We start from the raw sequence: 19,087 nt of genomic DNA on the forward strand, positions 1-19,087 counted from the left end.
AAAACATTCCCGGAACCAACCGTTCCGGGATGTTTTGTTTTCTCTCAAGGGCCGAAAAAATTAGCCCAATAATGAAACTACCACGGCAAATAATGCAACACCTTCAACAAGGGCCGCAGCAATGATCATGTTAGTTTGAATTTTAGAAATAGCTTCAGGCTGGCGTGCAATAGCTTCTACAGCTTTTCCACCAATCTGTCCGATGCCGATACCAGCACCAATAGCAGCTAAACCTGCACCGATAGGACCATAGCTTCCTGTCATTTGTTTTAAATTTAAAGTGTATATATAAGAATAATTAATTTTAAATCACTTCATGATCGTGATGCTCCTGTATAGCCATCCCGATAAACAGGGAAGCAAGCATCGTAAAAATATAAGCCTGTAAGAACGCAACCAGCACTTCAATGGCATCAATAAATACCACGAACACCACTGATACAGGGGAGATCCACAAGCTGTTAAATATAAATATTAAGGATACAAGGCTCAATACAATAATGTGGCCGGCTGTTATGTTAGCAAACAAACGGATCATTAATGCAATTGGCTTTGAAAATATAGAAACAATTTCTACCGGGATCATGATAATGAATAACCACCATGGGTTAGGTACAAATATGTGTTTCCAGTAATGTTTGTTAGCCTTTAAGTTTACAACCAAAAGTATAATAACTGATAATACCAGGGTAACTGCAATATTACCGGTTAGGTTATAACCACCCGGGAAGAAGGGGATCATCCCGAAAATATTATTGATCAATATAAAAAAGAATATGGTAAGCAATAAAGACATGTATGCTTTATACTTAACACCAATATTTGGCAGGGCAATATCATCACGAATAAACAGGATCAAAGGCTCCATCCATGACTGGATCCCTTTAGGGGCTTTACCCACACGTTTTTTATAAGTTGATGATATGCTGAAGAATACAAGCAAAAGAATGATCCCTGTCATCCACATGCTGGCAACGTTTTGGGTAATGGAAAAATCCCAAACCTTTTTGTTATTAACAGCGTCTATTTGCTTATCGGCAGTAACAACCTTTATTTTATTATTTACCAGCATATAATTATAATACTTGCCGGCATACACCGTACCCTGCGGCTGTAGGTTTGCTGATGAAAATATTTCCAACCCTTTATCGGTATAAAGTATTACCGGAAGCGGGATGTAAGATTTTCCAAACATATGCCATTCGTGTTTGTCGGCAATATGTTCCAATATAGTTTCTTTAGGGTCGAACTTTTTTTCAGCACCTTCAGGCTTGGTTTCCTGAGATAGCGCTTTGGTCGGAAATGCCCCCAGCGTTAAAAAAAACGCACAAATTAATGATATGTTAAAAATTTTTGATTTCAAAATCGAGCCGTTTATCATCTAAATGAAGTTTTCTACCTTAAAATTTTGTGCCGCAAGGTACGTAACAAAATATAAACTTCAAAGGCTGTATTTAAGAAATATATGTAAAAAAAATCGCCTATAAAAACATACTTATTTACCTTGTTTTTTGCCAGGAAAACCAGCACAAAAATAAGGCATGACAGGATCTTGACAACGGTTGCGCCCATAAATGCCTCTGAGAACATGGTAGGATACATTTGGCGCACAACCAGGATGCCGGTTACTACCAAAAGTGTTAATCCTGATAAAAAAAAGAAGATAAGCCAGAAGTCGGGCATTATCATATCAGCATGTCCGTAGTTCTTTAAATAATATGGAGGTATGCCAATAATAAAGGTAAACCATAAAAAAAATAATAATGCCTGGTAAATTTTCATGAGCGCTGGGCTATAATGTGCTTAGTCTTTTATCGACCTTATAACAAGGTACAAAGATATAAAAACCCCGGTAAGTGCCAGTGCTGCTGTTACCCACTTTGTATGATGATTTGCCGATTCATCTATTTTATAGCCTGCAAAAGAAAATATGCCTATTATAGCAATCATCTGGAATGCTATCCCCATAAATTTACCATAGCTATTTCCCGGATCACCATTCTCATTGCTTTCCTTTTGTTCATTTTTGGCCATATGCAAATTTATTAAACCTATTGCATAATTGTTATTAAATTAGCGAGGCTTTTACAACCACCTTTACTTTGAATCGAATTTCTAAATTTCAAGCATTAAAACAAATCAGGGTACTGCTGTTTGCTATGGTAATTATCATAGCAGGGTGTTCTCTTGAAAAAAAGAGCGGGTTTAACCGCACCATGCAAAACCTTACTGCCCATTATAATATACTTTTTAATGCTAAAGAGATCCTTAGGCTAAAGCAGGTGAGTTATGAATCGTCATTTGTTGATAATTATAACGAGATTTTAAGTGTTTACCCTGATACTATCACCCAGTCAGGGACACCCGATAAGGACCTTGAAGAAGCTATAGTTAAGGGAAACAAAATAATAAACATTAAAGAGCAAAGCCATTACCAGGGCGATGCCTACCTGGTTTTAGGAAAGGCCAATTTTCTTGAAGGCAATTACTTTAACGCAACAGAGTTTTTAAATTATGTTATCAAATCGTTCCCGGCACGTTTAGACCTGGAACAGGATGCCCTTATTTGGAAAGCCCGGTCGTTGATGTATCTGAATGAACTGCCACAGGCTAAAATAGCTATTGACAGCGCTATCCAGATCATCGACCCCAAAAAAAACAAACACCTTATTGCTGATATTTATGCCACCAAACTTCAATATGATATTAATGCGCAGGAATATGCCGATGGTGAAGAAATGGCCAAACAAGCCATAAGTCATTGCAGCAACAAGATGCAGCGCCTGCGCTGGACCTTTATTTTAAGCCAATTGCAGGAGCTTAATCAAAAACCGGCAGATGCTATTACCAACTATAGTAAAATAGCGAGCAGCAATGTATCCTTCGAGATGGCTTTTAACGCCAGCTTAAACCGGATAAGGATTGAGGATGCACGCAATGGCGTTAAAACCAGCCGCACAGAACGTTTGCTTGCCCTTTTAAAAGAACCCAATAATAAAGAGTTTAAGGATCAGATCTATTTCCAGGTAGCCGAGCTGCAAATGGTTGATAAAAATATTGACGGCGCAATTAAAAACTACAAGCTATCAGTTAGGAACAGCGTTAAGAATCAAAGTCAAAAGGGGCTCTCCTACCTGCGCCTGGCTACCATCTACTTTAAAAACAAGGCGGATTACCTTACTTCGAAAAAATATTATGACAGCACGCTAACCACCTTGCCGGTTAATTACCCGGGATATCAATCGATAAAAAAAACGAATGCTAACCTGCAGATCCTGGCAGACGGATACCAAACCATTGCCCGCGAAGATACATTACAGGCATTAGCCAAAATGGATGAGAAAACCAGGGGAACAGTGATTGATAAAATGGTTAGCGATAAAACTTTGCAGCAACAGGCAGATTTGAATGCGGCAAATGCTGCCGCAGCAGCCGCTAATAACGTTACTGACCCGTCGGGTCCACGTTCGGGCAGGGCAAATGCGGCAAATACCTTTTATTTTTATAACTCCAATGCAGTTAGCCAGGGTTATGGTGATTTTAAACGAAAATGGGGCGACCGTAAGCTGGAAGATAACTGGCGCCGGAGCAGCCGCTCAAACAGTGATATAACGGCAAATTCAGTAAACACAACCGGTATAGATCCTGATGCGCCTATAAGCGGGCAGCCGGGAGCTAAACCTAAAACAGCAACCGCAGGCGGTTACCGTGCGGAGTTGATACAGGGGCTGCCACTTACACCCGAATTGCTTGCGCAATCAAATCTTAAAATTTATCATGCCTATATAGATATTGCTAACTTTTACCGCGATATTTTAGGCGATAAAAAGGAAGCGATTGCCATTTATGAAAACATTCTTCGCCGTTTTCCAAATGATCCTAATAAGGTATCTATCTATTATAATTTATACAGGCTCTATAGCGATGTAGATAAATCAAAATCTGACCAGTATAAAAACATACTCTTAAAGGAATATGCTGATACGCCGTTTGCCAAAATAATTTCGGACCCGGACTATGCTAAAAAGCTGGAAGACGAAAATGCAGAATTTACCCAGGCCTATAACCGGGTATTTGATCTTTATGCGCAAAAAAAATATCCTGATGTTATTACAGGTGTGCCGCAATTAGTTAAACAATACCCGGGTAATAAACTTTCGGCCCAACTGTATTACCTTAAAACAATTGCTGAGGGGCATAATGAAAAGTTAGCTCCATTTACTGATAGTCTTCAACAAATAACGAAAACTTTCCCGGACGATAAATTAGTTACACCTTTAATTAACCGGCAGCTTGCTTATATAAACACTAACCTTACCGAACTGCAGGCCAGGCCCGTGATACTTACGGATGATAACCCACAGGAGATCCCGTTTACCCTTGACCAGGCCTTGCATGAAGAAACTGCTTACCGGCCCGTGGTTGACCCAAATGCGATTAACCAGCCACAGGTTAGAATTGAAAGGCAACAGCAAATAGCAATAGAGAAGCCGAAGCAAGCTCCACCTAAAATTGCACCCACTATATTGACGCCTATTAAACAACCAGCAGTAATAACAAAGCAGGTTCAGCAAATTACACCACCGGTTGAGCAGGCGGTACAACAAAATATTGTTATAACACCTACTACAAATAACCAGGAAGTTAAAGCGGACGTGATCACTTCTGTATTTACCATGCATGACAGTACCAACTATTACTTTGCGGTAAATGTTAAAAGCGGCACAACTAATTTGGCCTCATCGCGTTTTGGTTTCGGACAGTTTATAAGAGCTAACTATTCCGGTAAGGGGATTAAACATCAGCTTTTACCGGTAGGTACCGATAACCAGGTAATATATGTGGGCCGTTTTTCAACACTTGCTGATGCCAAAAAATATGCCCGCGAAGTTATCCCGCTGTTACCCGATATTATGAAGGTGCCAAAGGATAAATACAGCTTTTTTATTATATCACAGGAAAATCTGAATAAATTAGCCGACGCAAAACTATTGGATAGTTATTTAGACTATTACCAGAAAAACTTCTAACCACTATGATCATTAAACTTGCACCACAAGATATACGAAGATATAATTGGTACATATGGAAAACCGTTATTTGCTTTTTAGCGCTTTTTGCTTTAATGCTTGTGGTAACCTATTTTGGTTTATTTGGCCAGCTGCCACCATTTAGACTTATTGAAAACCCTAAAAGCTTCCAGGCTTCTGAAGTGCTTTCTGCAGATAAAACAGTTTTAGGCACCTACTATGTGCAAAACCGCTCAAGCGTAAATTACTCACAGCTATCGCCTAACGTGGTTAACGCGTTGATAGCCACCGAAGATGTTCGTTTTTATGAGCATTCAGGTATTGATTTTCAACGCTTGCCGGGCATTGTGTTTTTTACGTTGATAGGGAAAAAACAGGGTGCCAGCACCATTACTCAGCAATTGGCAAAAAATCTTTTCTCGGGCCAGATCTCGCATAACCCTTTTGTACGCTTTACCCAAAAGCTTAAAGAGTGGATAATGGCTATACAGCTCGAGCGGCGCTACACTAAACAGGAAATAGTTACCATGTACTTAAACACGGTCGACTTTGGTGCTTATAATACTTGGGGTATTAAATCTGCGGCACGGACCTATTTTAATGTTACTCCTGATAAACTTACACCTGATCAGGCTGCAATGCTGGTAGGGATGCTTAAAGGTACCGGCGTTTATTCTCCAATACGCCATCCTGACAGGGCATTAAACCGCCGTAACCTTATTTTGGGACTGATGGAAGGCCAGGGATTTTTAAGCAGCGGTCAACTGGCTGAGCTAAAAGAAAAACCGTTGGGGCTTAATTTCACTCAAATCACCCATAATGACGGGCCTGCACCCTATTTCAGGGCAGTGCTAAAGCAAGAGATCCAAAAGATCTTTAAAGATCAGAACATTACAAAATCAGACGGTACGCCTTATGATCTTGACCGCGATGGCTTAAAGATCTACACAACGCTCGATGCTACTATGCAGCAATATGCTGAGCAGGCACAGCGTGATTATATGCCTACCCTGCAGGGTGAATTTAATTCACAGTGGAAAGGTGTTAACAGGGCAAAAAGCATTAAAAACTATAAGCTGCTGCTTGACCAGGGCATGTTCAGGTCTGACAGGTACAAAGAATTGCAATTGCAGGGAAAATCAGAAGAGGAGATCAGGCAGAATTTTGATACGCCCGACAGCCTGGAGCTTTTTACATGGAGGGGTAATATTGATACGGTGATGAAACCTATCGATTCCATTGTATACAGTAAAATGATGCTCCGTAACTCCATGATGAGCATGGACCCAACCACGGGCTATGTAAAAGCGTGGGTAGGCGGCACCAACTTTGAACATTTCAAGTACGACCAGGTAAAGCTTGGGACCCGGCAGGTAGGTTCAACAGCTAAGCCGTTTACTTATTCGGTAGCTATTGAAAACGGGTTTTCACCATGTCAGGAAGTGGATAACGTGCCGGTAACCATAACCGGGTATGGATCAGAACCATGGACGCCTAAACAATCATCATCCGATTGGCTACAGGGTTCAATAACGCTGCGAAAAGCTTTGGGCTGGTCGCAGAACTACGTTGCGGCTTATGTTATGAACGAGGTAAAGCCGATCCCGGTGATGGAACTGATCAAAAAAATGGGGGTAACCAGCGAGGTGCCTGCTTACCCATCAATAGCATTAGGTTCGTTTAACGCATCTGTATATGATATGACGGGCGCTTATTCTGTATTTGCCAACCACGGAACATGGACTGAGCCTACTTACTTATTACGCATTGAAGATAAAAATGGCAACGTAATATATACGCATACCCCAAAAGTTGTACAGGCTATGGATGCGCAAACCGCTTATGTGATGACCTATATGCTAAAAGGCGTAATTGAAGACGGTACAGGCTCAAGGCTGATCCGCACATATGGTTTTCATAATCCTGTTGGCGGCAAAACGGGTACTACCCAGGACAACTCCGACGGCTGGTTCATGGGCATCACCCCGCAGCTGGTTACCGGCGTATGGACAGGTTGCGAAGACCGCGATATCCATTTCCGCTCAACAAGGCTTGGCGAGGGCGCTAACTCAGCCTTACCTATTTTTGCCGGGTTTATGAAAAGAGTATATGATAATCCCGCTCTTGGTATTAAAAGAAATGTTGATTTTGATGCACCAAAAGGCGGTGTAAGCATTGTAATGGATTGTAACGCGTATAAACAGCAACAACAAGGGACTGGGGAAGTGGATAAAAAATTAGGATTTTAAATACCGCGCCTCCCGTAATTGTGAGGAACGAAGCAACCTCTGCACTCGCTAATCATGAACAGGAAGGATATATTGAGGCCTAACAGTTGACTAACTTTACGTTTACCATAAAATCAAGTTCCATGAGTGTCCTTTGCAGAGGTTGCTTCGTTCCTCGCAATGACGCTTGTTATATTACTAAGTAAACTTCAGACTTACGAAGTTTTAAAAACTTCGTAAGTCTTTTCACTAAGTGAACTAATGACTACAGTATTCGATTATAGATCTAAATTAAAAAACATCCCTCATAAACCGGGTATTTACCAGTTTTGGGATGAGGAGAAGGAGCTGATCTATATTGGTAAGGCTAAGAATCTGCGCAACCGGGTTACCAGCTACTTCAATAAGGATAACCACGTAAATGCCAAAACAAAGGTGCTGGTATCAAAGATCAGGAATATCACTTTTACTATTGTAGATACTGAAGTTGATGCCTGGCTGCTGGAAAACAGCCTGATAAAAAAGCACCAGCCTCGATATAATGTGATGCTGAAGGATGATAAAACCTATCCCTGGATTATCATTAAAAATGAACATTTCCCCCGCATATTTTACACAAGGCGTATTGTTCGCGATGGATCAAAGTACCTTGGACCTTATGCCTCGGTAAGTATGATGCACAATATCCTGGGGCTTATAAAAGAAACCTTCCCGCTGCGTACCTGTAACCTGGCGCTTACCCGCGAGAATATTGATAAGGGGAAGTTTAAGGTTTGTTTGGAGTACCAGTTGGGCAATTGCAAAGGCCCCTGCCAAAACTACCAGACAGAGGATGACTATGACAATAGCATTAATGAAATAACCGACATTTTAAACGGAAAAATTGGCGCTGTGCTCCGTAACCTTAAAGCTGATATGGAGAAGGCCATAAGTGAAATGAATTATGAGCATGCGCATCGTTTAAAAAGAAAATTCGAGCTGCTGGATAATTACCAAAGTAAATCAACCGTGGTAAATTCGTCAATAACTGATGTGGATGTTTTCAGCATCGCATCAGAAGAGAAATACGCCTTTGTTAACTATTTAAAGGTAATGAACGGCACCATCATCCAAACGCAAACCATCGAATTGAAAAAACGACTGGATGAAAGTGATGAAGAACTGTTAACGCTGGCCATTTCGGAGTTCAGGAGCAGGTATGATAGCCATTCGAAAGAGATCATTGTACCTTTTGATATAGACCTGGACGATGCTAAAATAAAATTCACCGTACCCAAGCTTGGAGAAAAAAAGAAACTGCTTGATCTTTCGCAAAAGAATGTCCATTTCTTTAAAAGGGATAAGATGGATCAGTACGAAAAACTGAACCCTGAGATAAGAACGGAAAGGCTGCTTACTCAAATGATGAAGGACCTGCGGATGAATCAGCTGCCGAGGCATATTGAATGCTTTGACAACTCCAATTTCCAGGGAAAATATCCGGTATCGGCAATTGTGGTTTTTAGGGACGCCAAGCCTTCAAAAAAGGATTACCGCCATTTTAATGTAAAGACCGTTGAAGGCCCGGATGATTTTGCTACCATGGAAGAGGCCGTTCACCGCCGTTATAGACGCATGCTTGACGAAGGAACCGAACTACCTCAATTGATAGTTATTGACGGCGGTAAAGGTCAATTATCATCAGCATTAAAAAGCCTCAAGCTATTAGGTATTGATAAGCAGGTAACCGTAATTGGTATTGCCAAAAGATTGGAAGAATTGTATTACCCCGGTGACCAATATCCATTATACCTCGATAAAAAATCAGAAACGTTAAAAGTTATTCAGCAATTAAGGGACGAAGCACACCGTTTCGGCATAACTTTTCACCGTAAAAAACGCGATAAGGGCACCCTGGTAACTGAGCTTGAACTAATTGAAGGCATAGGCAAAACCACTGCGGAAAAGTTGCTTAAATATTTCAAATCTGTTAAAAAAGTACGTGCGGCAACCGAAGTTGAATTACAGGAAGTTGTGAATATGAAACAGGCGAAAGCGATAATTACATATTTTACCGTTAGTGATCAGAGGTTAGAGACCAGAGATTAGTTTTAAAAACTTCTTTGCGCCCTTGCTGATATAACATGTCGTAAGCTTTCAGCTTACACAAAAACCTTACATCAAAATATTTAACATGGAAGCTAAAAGCTTCCGCAATGCCGCACCACAGGTTACGCGCTACGCTAAACCCGTGGCAGCGTAAGTCTCTAAATAAAAAGGCCCTGCAAAATTTGCAAGGCCTTCCATATATCATTTAAGAACTAATCTCTGGTCACTAACCTCTAATCACTCCAATCAATACGACCACAAATTAAGTTCCCAATCCATAAGGGTTTTCTTCATCCGCTCCGATTCGTACAGCCGGTCTATACCGCTTGCATAATCTTTTATACGTTCGTCCTTATCGTTTGATTCTTTTACAATATAACTCGTGAAGATCCTTTTTACAAAGGCATCGTCAAAGCTTAGCCCGGTAGCATCGCTGCTGCGGCTAACAATTTCTTTGGTTGCCAGTATATGTCTTGCATCAGGGAAATAAATCCAAAATGCCGGCTGATAATCTTCAGTGGTTCCAATTTTTATCTTGATCATTGGAGCAATACCAACAATGCGTGGTTCAAAAATTGACCGCTGCCTGTCAAATACCCAATCTTCCTTAATCCTGAACTTTACAATGCTATCAGCATTAAATTCTCCAGCTTGTACGGTTGAACCGGTTTTGTTGCCGTTTGCATCAAATTTATCAACCACACTGCTATCTGCCATTTTGCTCCTGGCCTTTCCCTGTGCCAGCGGAACTAAAAATTTGTCGCCTCCCGGATCCTCTTTGCTGGCAATTGGATCATAAGCTGTTAATTCGCCTGCGTCAATAGCATTCAGTAAAACGTCAATTAAACGCTGTTTTGGCGAAGCCAGGTAGGCATTCATCTTTTCGCGGATATCAATTTCACGCCACACACGCTTTGCAAATGCAACATCCGATTCCCTTAAATTAGGATACGGGGTTACTTTAGCGCTTAAAATATTGGTCTTTTTAAAATAGCCGTCTAATGGCGCTTCAAAAGGCTTTACTGGGCCTGCTTTTTTTGTAGTATCAACACCTATTGGTTTTGCACTTGTAGTAGCATTAGGGTTTACTGCTGCAGGTTGTTGTTGCTGAACTGTTTGCGCAGGTGGTGTAGCAGCTGCCTTTTTCTTGCGCTTTCTTTGTGCATAAGTTGATATGCAGGCTAAACAAAGTAAAACAACTAAAATCTTTTTCATAATTCTTTTAATTAGCAGTTAATACAATCGGGTCTAGTCCTCGTTGTGTACCATCAGGGCCAACAGCAATAATCTCTTTAAATACAACAGTTGTACCGGGTGAAACACCATTCATTGCTGAGCGCATAGCGCCTGATAATTCGCCTCCCGTAGTTGATAATATAATAGCATCCTGGCGCGGTTTAGCAATCAATAAAGTAAAACGCGTAACATTAAATTTAGCATCAAAATCAAAGCCTTCAAGTTTTGCAAAAAGCCTGTCCTGCGCTCTTATGTTAGCTGCACTGGTGTTGCCACCACTTTTACCTGCAAACTGGGGTTTAGGATCAGGGATCCGTTTAGTACGGAACAACGAGGATCCGAGGTTTGTTAATTTTCCTGATACCATGCCCGAAACATTAATAGTTGCAGTCCCTATGCTGGTTACAGTAGCAGTGTAATGCCCATCAGATCCGCTTAAGCTGCCACCACTCATGGTAACGCGTAAATCGCTTTTTGCGACACCCGGTGCCGAAACTGAAACAGGGTTCGGTACGCCAATATATAAAACGTTCATTTTATCCGGCGATACCACTGCTGATGGTTTTGCAACCATGTAAGTTTGCGGTGGTGTATGATATGTTTGTAATTTACCGTCGTTATCTTTAAAGCTTATATCTGCGCTCCATGTGTGAAGACCTTCGGAACTTGTGCTCCCTGTATATTTACCTTTTCCTGCATCAACTGCAACAGGTGAACCGCCTACAGTTATATTTGGTGATAAGTGCGAATCATAAGCAGTAAGAAAAACTTCTGCTGTGTATGGCTGACCAATAAGTACATAACTTGTCGGCGCTACTGCTACAGCGTTAAATTTATCCAGGTTTACCTGTGCTTGTTCTGCTTCGCCCAATATTTTTTTAACAACTTCGTTTTCAGCATTTTTATTGTCAGTTTGGATCTTGGCAAGCGTGGTCATTGTAGCACCTAATGGTATACCATCTCCAAAATAAGCCTCTTCCCATGATTTGTGAGGACCCTGTCCTGCGGTTGAAGGTGGATCAACGGCATCAAGAGAAAAATTTACGCCGGCTCTTTCTTTATCATTCTTTAACAAAGCAAGTAAACTAGCCCGGGTTTCATTAATCTTTTGGCGTAATTCTTCGCCTTTTTTCTGGGTTATCATTATCCTTGGCGAAACATCCAGGTTATCCCGTGCCTCAACGTCATTAGTAGTGGTGTTTATACCGCCGCCTTCAGCAGTCAATTGCTCCCGTAAAGCCTGGATATAATCATTCAGGGCTTTTGCAACAGTTGTAGCCTTCTTAGCCCGGTCATATATAGGCTGTGCCCTATCATGCTGTTCCTTAAGTTTACTTTTTTCAAAAGCAGAATATGTATCGTTAATTCCCTTATCTACGTTAGATGTTGACGTATCCAGGCTATTTTTTATATTCTTAAACGCATCGAGTAAGTTATCCGGTACACTTAAAGCCACAAGGCCTAAAAGCACCAGGTAAAGGATACCCATCATTCGTTGTCTTGGGGTTTGTTTACCTCCAGCCATTTGTCTTAAATGTTATGTTTTTTATTAAATAAAATTTATAAGCCTTAATTAACACGTGGCTGATTCATTGCTGAAAGCATATTGCCGTATATTGAATTTAATGTCGACAGGTTTTTAGCTAAGCGGTTAACTTCTTCCTTAAACTGCTTTGAATCATTTGCTGACGCATTAAAATCCTGAATAGTTGACGACATTTCCTGGTAAAACTTATTCATTGATTTTAAATGATTACTTGAATCCTGCAGCTCCAGCTCATAAACAGCATTTAAGGCTGTTAAATTCTTGGCCATTTTGTTGATCTGCTCATGGTATGATTTTGAATCGACATTTGAGTCGGCCATTTCTGCCAGGTTTGCTGAGGCTTTTTCAAATGCATTGTTTAAGTTATCATAACTTGCTGATGCCTGCTTAATTTTATTGGTGAAAGCAATGGTTGCATCGCCGGCATCGGTAACACGTGAAATAGAATTCACTTTGTCGCCAAATGTTCTTAAGCCGTTTGCAAGACTGTTTATTAGTTCCGGACCAATTTTAGCTTCGCTCAGCATGGCATCTAAAGCGGCTGTATTTGAAAAGCTATCGCCCATTGGTACTGCTTTTCTTACTGTTGCCTGTGGCAGCTCGCCATCATAATCTTCGTCCAGTTCAGGGTAAGCACGCCTCCAGTCAAGTTCTTTCTCTTCCCTCTGAAATCCTAAAAGGAAGAACAAAATGGCTTCTGCCGATAGCCCCCCTGCAATAAACCAGGTAGCGCCCGGCCAGTGCAATATTTTAAACATCAAGCCCACAATAACCACTGTTGCGCCCCATGATACGATATTATTAATTCCGTAAGGTTGTTTCTTCCCAGCCATAGTAATTTGAAAAAGATTAGATATTGTTTTTTATTTGGTTTTTATGTAATTATCGTTTATCCCTGAGGTCGCGCCCAAGGAAAGAAGTTACGCAGCGGAAACCTATGTATGATTTTGCGGTATCCTGGTACTCATAAGTACGTGTTGAGTTTTGAAGAAAATAGCCAATATCCTTCCATGAACCGCCACGTACTACTTTACGTTTCAGTACTTCAGGGTCACTGGCTTTAGCTTCATAATTAAAAGTAGGTGCAAGATCATGCACAAACGTTGATGCAGATTCGTCAAATGCCGACATGGTCCATTCAGCCACATTTCCAGCCATATTATACAAGCCATAATCATTAGGGAAATACGACTTAACATTTACAGTGTAAGCCCCGCCATCATCGGTATAGTTACCTCTGCCGGGTTTAAAATTAGCCAGTAAGCATCCCTTTGCATTTTTTGCATACGGGCCGCCCCATGGGTAATCAGTTCCTATCCTTCCGCCGCGTGATGCATATTCAAACTGAGATTCAGTAGGAAGTTCGTAACGTGCGCGGTGGGGTAGTTTCCTTGAGTCTTTATAAGCTTCGTTATAACGTGTGCGCCATACGGTAAACGCACGCGCCTGGCGCCAGGTTACACCCACCACAGGGTAATTACGGAAAGCCGGGTGAGAAAAATAGGCCTCGGTCATGGGCTCATTGGCTGCGTATGAAAAATCACTCAGCCAAACAAGCGTATCCGGGTAAACCGGTACAGTATCCCTTAGTATGAAATCTGAACGTTTTTTGGTTTTATCATTCTTATAATCGGATGCGTTACGCAAAACCATTAAAGCAAAATTATATTTCAGCAAACGTACATCCAGTTCGTCGCGGTCAAAAACGCGGTCATCACCCTGGTAATACATTCCCTGCAACTTTGAAGCATTAGCTGCAGCTCCTTTACCCTTACGATTGCTCATTACCGGGTATTTTTTCACATAATCCCAATTGATATATTTCTTGCCGCTTGGGCTTGGTGTTGCCCCCTTGCCTGCTTTCATATAATATTTATCGTCGCTGATATAATTGGTGATAGCGATCGAGTCGCGCACCCAATTTACAAACTGGCGATACTGGCTATTTGAAATTTCGGTTTGGTCCATAAAAAATGGAGCCACTGTAACTTGTTTGGTTTGTGCTATTTGAGAAAAGGTGATATCCTGGTCTGTTTGCCCCATCAGGAATGAACCTCCAGGTATGTAAACCATACCATATGGCACCTCTGCACGAAATGAACGTTGCGGAACCCCGGTAAGTTCTCCCCTGTCACCACCTTTGCCACAGCCACTTAGAACGCCAACTGCCAAAACCCCTAATAAAAAGTATAATTGTTTCATCTTAAAAATCAATGTAAGCTATATAAATATAACACAATGTAACCCCCGAATATATTAATTTTGACGGATTATATTACAAAAAACATTTTTTATCAATCAAAGCTACTGTATTTATAGTTGAAATAGCATAAACCAATAGCTAATAAAAGCATGATTATAATTAATTAGCCGAATACAATTATGCTAATTAGTTTGCTTTTTTACGAAAGTTTATAGAAAATAGTTGCAACAAGGTTAAATAAATTCCACTAAGTTAACCAAATAGTTTGGCAAATCCAGTAAGTGATTGGTTAAGTGCCTGGTATCCAATATTTATCCCATAAGTTAAATAAATGATTAACCTGCACGTAAACACGGAAAATGATTTAACCAAACCTCATTTCGAGACAATACCTGGCATCGCTTTAGGTTATTCCTGTGTTTTTAACAATCAATACTTACAGAGGCGTAAGTTATTTCATCTTTTCAGCGCAGATACATACAAGAAACGCCCCGAAATATCAGGGCGTTTTTTGTATATCTGCATCAAATAAATATCCGGTTATTTATTAACCTGTTTTACATATTGTTCAATTGCCATAGTCATGGAAGGGGCGCCCGGCGTTGGAGCTGGGATATCCATTATAAGGCCTGCTTCCAAAACAGCCTTGTGGGTTGTAGCACCAAAAGCAGCTATCCTGGTGTTGTTTTGTTTAAAATCTGGAAAGTTTTTATACAGCGACTGGATACTTGACGGGCTGAAAAAAGCAATTACATCATAAAATACCTCGGCAAGGTCTGAAAGATCACTGCAAACAGTGCGAAAAAGTACCGCTGGTGTGAAATTATAGCCGTTCTCCAGCAAAAACTTTTGAGTTTCTTCTGCCGCAACATCCGAACATGGATAAAGGAATTTTTCGCTGGAATGTTTTTTTAATACCTCAGCAAGATCAGATGCGGTTTGTTTCCCAAAAAAGATCTTTCTTTTACGGTACTGAATATATTTTTGAAGATACAGGGCAATGGTTTCCGACAGGCAGAAATATTTCATTTCTACCGGAACCTCAAAACGCATTTCTTCACAGATCCTGAAAAAGTGATCGGCCGAGTTACGGCTGGTGAAAATTACCGCGCTAAAGTCAGCCAGCGTAATTTTTTCCTTCCTGAAATCTTTCGCCGGCACGCCTTCAACATGAATAAATGATCTGAAATCAATTTTCAAGTTGAGCTTTTTAGCAAGCTCGGCGTAAGGGTTCTTATCGTTTTCTGGCTTAGGCAAAGTAACTAAAATGCTTTTAACCTTTTTCTTTCTCTCTTCCAAATTCAAATCGTGTAACAACCTTAAATTATATATTAAGCGCTTTAATTAAAATTAAAATGGGGCAAATTTCGAGGGCACAAAGATAGATAAATAAATAAAATTTATGAAATCGAATGTTAGAAATGATATTTACACTGTTGCGCAGGTACTGCCATGCAAATATTATAGCTATTGATGCCAGCGTAAAAATCAATAGCCCGGGTATAAACCTGCTTGATATTAAACTAAGACAGATGGCTACCGATAAAAGAACAAAAGCTATATTAAAATAAGTAAGATTTAATATAGCTACATACTCGCTCACCACTTTGTTTACATCAAAAACAAAGCCTATAAATTTCAATACAAAAAATTTAAGGGCAAATAATAAGCTGATAAATACAGAAATTGAAATAAAACGCTGGAAACCGCTAACCGGTAAAATAACTTTATAAAAAACGGTAATCTGGTATAAAACAAGGCCAAAAGTTAAACTGAACAATACAAACAAGCCAATAAATGCCCACGAATTGATCATCCCGCCTTCTTTATCCAGTTGCGTTTGTTTACTGTAAAATGATTGGATAACCATTTTAAGATCCTTACCTAAAAAAATATTGAGCAGGGCAGTATATATCAGTAAACAAATAATAATTGCAATAAGCCATGAGTCACGATAAATGCGCATTACGCCGGTGTTCAGCTGGCTATCAGCCTTTAATGGGATATTTAAAATGGATTTTATATCATCAAATGGATTTTTTTCCGCCGCAAGCATGAACTGGCTTTTGCGCAATGAATCGGGCTTTAGCCAAATCATGGCTAATGAGTCGGCTACGAACTGATTGCGTTTTTCTTTAGCTATAGCGGTAGAGTCAGGTGCGGGAACAGAAACCGGAGGAGCCGCTGTTATGTTGCTGTCTTTTTTTGCAGGCACTGAATCTGGTTGTGCGGTAGCCGCAAGGCAACAAATTACTATTAATAAAAAGCCAAATACAATAAACCTCATTTTATAAATAAACGCCTGCCTTATAATGCTGCAAAATTACCTTAATAATTGGTTGTTTTACAACAGCATAATTAAATTAGCGTTAAATTACTTACTTCGCATTGTTTTTACCTCACCCTGCCTCTGCAAAGAAGAGCGGTCTTAAACATTTGTTAAGTCCTTTCCTTTGGTGAAAGGGTTAAGTGAGGTACTTAAATTATGCTTTTTTAACACTTATGAATACTAATCCAATAAACTTAGCCGTCAGGTTTTTATTAGAGATAGCCATGCTGATTATATTAGGTTGCTGGGGTTGGCACACATCCGCCGGTTGGATGCGATATGCAGCGGCTTTGATCCTCCCGGTAATAGCTGCCACGCTATGGGGTGTGTTCCGCATACAAAATGACCCTAAACCCGCGCCAGTTGAAGTACCAGGGATAGTGCGGTTATTATTGGAATGGGTATTATTTGGCAGTGCAATTTTTGCATTATTTAGCCTGGGGTATTTTACCCTGGGAATTGTAATGACCATAATTGTAAAGCTACATTACATCGTGTCATATGATCGTACCTGGGCTATGCTGCAGAATAAGCCCTATATGGGCTTTATTAACAAATAATCTCTTTTCTGTGCCAGTATATTGAAATGTTTGGCTGAGCACCTTTATTAGTGTAATATTGACAAATATAAGTCTGTAGAAAATTAATAAATGGATTTACCTTTATCAGCATATAATCAAACTATATAAAAACCACCGCTATAATTGATTTAATGAAAAGTAAAACAAACAGAAAAATTGGGGTATCTATCTTATGCGGCCTTATTTGCCTTAGTACCTTATGTTCATTCTATACATTAACAAAAAAAGCCTCCGGAACAAAAGAGGGCGACGAAACACCAAAGATTGTAAATATTGTAAATTTTATCCGCTTACTTGAGCCGCGCGACCCTAATATTACGGAGGATGTATTGTATCAAACCGTGGTAAAACAGGTTGAGATCATGAAAAAATATAACCTCGGCGGAACCTTCCTGCTACAATATGATGCACTGATTGACAAAAGATATCAGAAATTGTTAGCCGGACTGCCAAAATCATCGTTTGAAATAGGTGCCTGGTGGGAAATTCCTCAGCCATTGGTTGAAAAGGCAGGCCTTAAATGGCGGGGGCGGTATCCCTGGGACTGGAGAGCAAATATTGGGTTTTCCACTGGTTATACGCCTAAGGAAAGGGAGAAACTGATAGATGTTTACATGAAAGATTTTAAAAAGGTGTTTGGCTACTATCCCAAATCAGTTGCGTCATGGTTTATTGATGCTTACAGCCTAAATTACATGTATGAAAAATATCATATCGTAGCTTCAGCAAACTGTAAAGACCAATATGGTACTGATGGCTATACACTATGGGGCGGGTACTGGAACCAGGCCTATTATCCGAGTAAAATAAACTCGTATATGCCGGCTCAGCATGCTGAAAATCAGATCCCTGTTCCTATCTTCAGAATGCTGGGCAGTGATCCTATCCGCCAGTACGATAACGGCCTTGGTACTACAAGGCAAGGTGTAGTTACCCTTGAACCTGTTTATAAATTCGGGGGCGGTGATTCCACCTGGGTAAACTGGTTCTTTAAAGCCTTTACCGACAATAGTGCACTTGGATTTAATTATACGCAGGCAGGGCAGGAAAATTCTTTCACCTGGGATGCAATGGCAAAAGGAATGGAGATCCAAATGCCATTAATTGCAAAATTACGGGATGAACACAAAATTAGGGTAGAGACGCTGGAAGCATCGGGCCTGTGGTTCAAAAAAAATTACCAGGTTACACCGGCTACTTCCTTTACAGTAGATAAAGACTTAGAAGGCAGCGATCTGAAAACTGTATGGTTTAACAGCAGGTTCTACCGCATAAATATGTTATGGGAAAATGGGAGCCTGCGGATCCGTGATTTGCATTTGTTTGATGAAAACTTTCCTTCTGTATATGAATCAAAGGTGGCAACGTCAAATGAATGTACATTTTTCACCCTTCCCATAGTTGATGGTTATATTTGGAGCAAACCCGACCAAATTGCAGGGATGCGGATTAAAGCAATTGTGAACGGAAAAGAGGTATTGCTAACGGGACATGATCCGAAATTTACGAACACGGCAAAGGGCACCCTCCATGTATCATGGCCACTATCAACTGTAGAAGGTTCATTAGAAATTGATTTAACAGAAAAACTGGTGACGATAAGTTTAGCAAGCAAATCGCCATGCGACTGGTTTTTTGATCTGAATGCCGCAGCCAACGCACAACTGCCTTTTAAAAAAATAAACCAGACGCACGTAGATTGCCGCTTTGAAAATACAAACTATAAACTAAAGGCAATTAAAGGCGCCTTTTCCAGCCCCGGTAACGGAACGATTTTAAGACTAAAACCCGGGATGAATAAAATTATATTAAATCTTGCCGATGTAACAAGGACCTAATTAAGGAT

Annotated in this window: 15 protein-coding genes; 5 read left to right on the forward strand and 10 right to left on the reverse strand. The window is 40.4% G+C overall.

Going from position 1 to position 19,087, the window contains the following annotated elements; genetic code table 11:
* Positions 1–60: 60 nt before the first annotated feature.
* From atpE to BUE31_RS21185, 4 genes are read right to left on the reverse strand one after another with little or no spacing between them, the layout of a single operon-like run.
* The gene (gene atpE / locus BUE31_RS21170; RefSeq protein WP_073405838.1) at positions 61–264 is read right to left on the reverse strand and encodes an ATP synthase F0 subunit C; all 204 of its coding nucleotides are present in this window, start codon (positions 262–264) and stop codon (positions 61–63) included.
* 40 nt (positions 265–304) lie between these two features.
* Positions 305–1,363, reverse strand: a complete 1,059-nt coding sequence (gene atpB / locus BUE31_RS21175) for a F0F1 ATP synthase subunit A (RefSeq protein WP_234997884.1) — start codon at positions 1,361–1,363, stop codon at positions 305–307.
* 32 nt (positions 1,364–1,395) lie between these two features.
* Positions 1,396–1,782, reverse strand: a complete 387-nt coding sequence (locus tag BUE31_RS21180; protein WP_073405840.1) for a hypothetical protein — start codon at positions 1,780–1,782, stop codon at positions 1,396–1,398.
* A 21-nt stretch (positions 1,783–1,803) separates the two neighbouring features.
* Positions 1,804–2,034, reverse strand: a complete 231-nt coding sequence (locus BUE31_RS21185; protein WP_073405841.1) for an AtpZ/AtpI family protein — start codon at positions 2,032–2,034, stop codon at positions 1,804–1,806.
* A gap of 182 nt (positions 2,035–2,216) precedes the next feature.
* On the opposite strand from BUE31_RS21185, the gene BUE31_RS21190 reads away from it, so the two are divergent.
* The 3 genes from BUE31_RS21190 (at position 2,217) to uvrC (ending at position 9,346) form a co-directional block, all read left to right on the forward strand.
* The gene (locus BUE31_RS21190) at positions 2,217–5,030 is read left to right on the forward strand and encodes a type IX secretion system periplasmic lipoprotein PorW/SprE (RefSeq protein WP_159440722.1); all 2,814 of its coding nucleotides are present in this window, start codon (positions 2,217–2,219) and stop codon (positions 5,028–5,030) included.
* 5 nt (positions 5,031–5,035) lie between these two features.
* A complete protein-coding gene (locus BUE31_RS21195) occupies positions 5,036–7,279 on the forward strand; it encodes a transglycosylase domain-containing protein (RefSeq protein ID WP_073405843.1) in 2,244 nt (747 codons plus the stop codon).
* A gap of 240 nt (positions 7,280–7,519) precedes the next feature.
* The gene (gene uvrC, locus BUE31_RS21200) at positions 7,520–9,346 is read left to right on the forward strand and encodes an excinuclease ABC subunit UvrC (protein ID WP_073405844.1); all 1,827 of its coding nucleotides are present in this window, start codon (positions 7,520–7,522) and stop codon (positions 9,344–9,346) included.
* Positions 9,347–9,592: 246 nt separating this feature from the next.
* On the opposite strand, the gene gldN is transcribed toward uvrC, so the two are convergent.
* From gldN to BUE31_RS21230, 6 genes are all read right to left on the reverse strand, one after another.
* The gene (gene gldN / locus BUE31_RS21205) at positions 9,593–10,561 is read right to left on the reverse strand and encodes a type IX secretion system ring subunit PorN/GldN (RefSeq protein ID WP_073405845.1); all 969 of its coding nucleotides are present in this window, start codon (positions 10,559–10,561) and stop codon (positions 9,593–9,595) included.
* A 7-nt stretch (positions 10,562–10,568) separates the two neighbouring features.
* Positions 10,569–12,107, reverse strand: coding sequence for a type IX secretion system motor protein PorM/GldM (gldM, locus tag BUE31_RS21210; RefSeq protein WP_073405846.1), 1,539 nt, complete (start codon positions 12,105–12,107; stop codon positions 10,569–10,571).
* A gap of 44 nt (positions 12,108–12,151) precedes the next feature.
* Complete coding sequence (gene gldL, locus BUE31_RS21215) at positions 12,152–12,961, reverse strand: type IX secretion system motor protein PorL/GldL (RefSeq protein WP_073405847.1); 810 nt, start codon at positions 12,959–12,961, stop codon at positions 12,152–12,154.
* 49 nt (positions 12,962–13,010) lie between these two features.
* The gene (locus BUE31_RS21220; RefSeq protein WP_073405848.1) at positions 13,011–14,330 is read right to left on the reverse strand and encodes a T9SS ring complex lipoprotein PorK/GldK; all 1,320 of its coding nucleotides are present in this window, start codon (positions 14,328–14,330) and stop codon (positions 13,011–13,013) included.
* A gap of 541 nt (positions 14,331–14,871) precedes the next feature.
* Positions 14,872–15,630 (reverse strand): uroporphyrinogen-III synthase, encoded by a 759-nt coding sequence (locus BUE31_RS21225; RefSeq protein ID WP_410504013.1) that lies wholly within the window; start codon positions 15,628–15,630, stop codon positions 14,872–14,874.
* Positions 15,631–15,655: 25 nt separating this feature from the next.
* Positions 15,656–16,618: a DUF4271 domain-containing protein gene (locus BUE31_RS21230; RefSeq protein ID WP_073405850.1), complete on the reverse strand. Its 963-nt coding sequence runs from the start codon at positions 16,616–16,618 to the stop codon at positions 15,656–15,658.
* Between the two features lie 215 nt (positions 16,619–16,833).
* Here BUE31_RS21230 and BUE31_RS21235 point away from each other — a divergent pair, with 215 nt between their 5' ends.
* Both BUE31_RS21235 and BUE31_RS21240 read left to right on the forward strand, forming a co-directional pair.
* Positions 16,834–17,220, forward strand: a complete 387-nt coding sequence (locus BUE31_RS21235) for a YrdB family protein (RefSeq protein ID WP_073405851.1) — start codon at positions 16,834–16,836, stop codon at positions 17,218–17,220.
* Positions 17,221–17,372: 152 nt separating this feature from the next.
* Positions 17,373–19,079 carry a hypothetical protein gene (locus BUE31_RS21240; RefSeq protein WP_073405852.1) on the forward strand — a complete coding sequence of 569 codons (1,707 nt, stop codon included), beginning with the start codon at positions 17,373–17,375 and terminating at the stop codon, positions 19,077–19,079.
* Positions 19,080–19,087: the final 8 nt, after the last annotated feature.

The sequence above is a fragment of the Mucilaginibacter sp. OK098 genome, assembly GCF_900142915.1.
Classification (GTDB): domain Bacteria; phylum Bacteroidota; class Bacteroidia; order Sphingobacteriales; family Sphingobacteriaceae; genus Mucilaginibacter.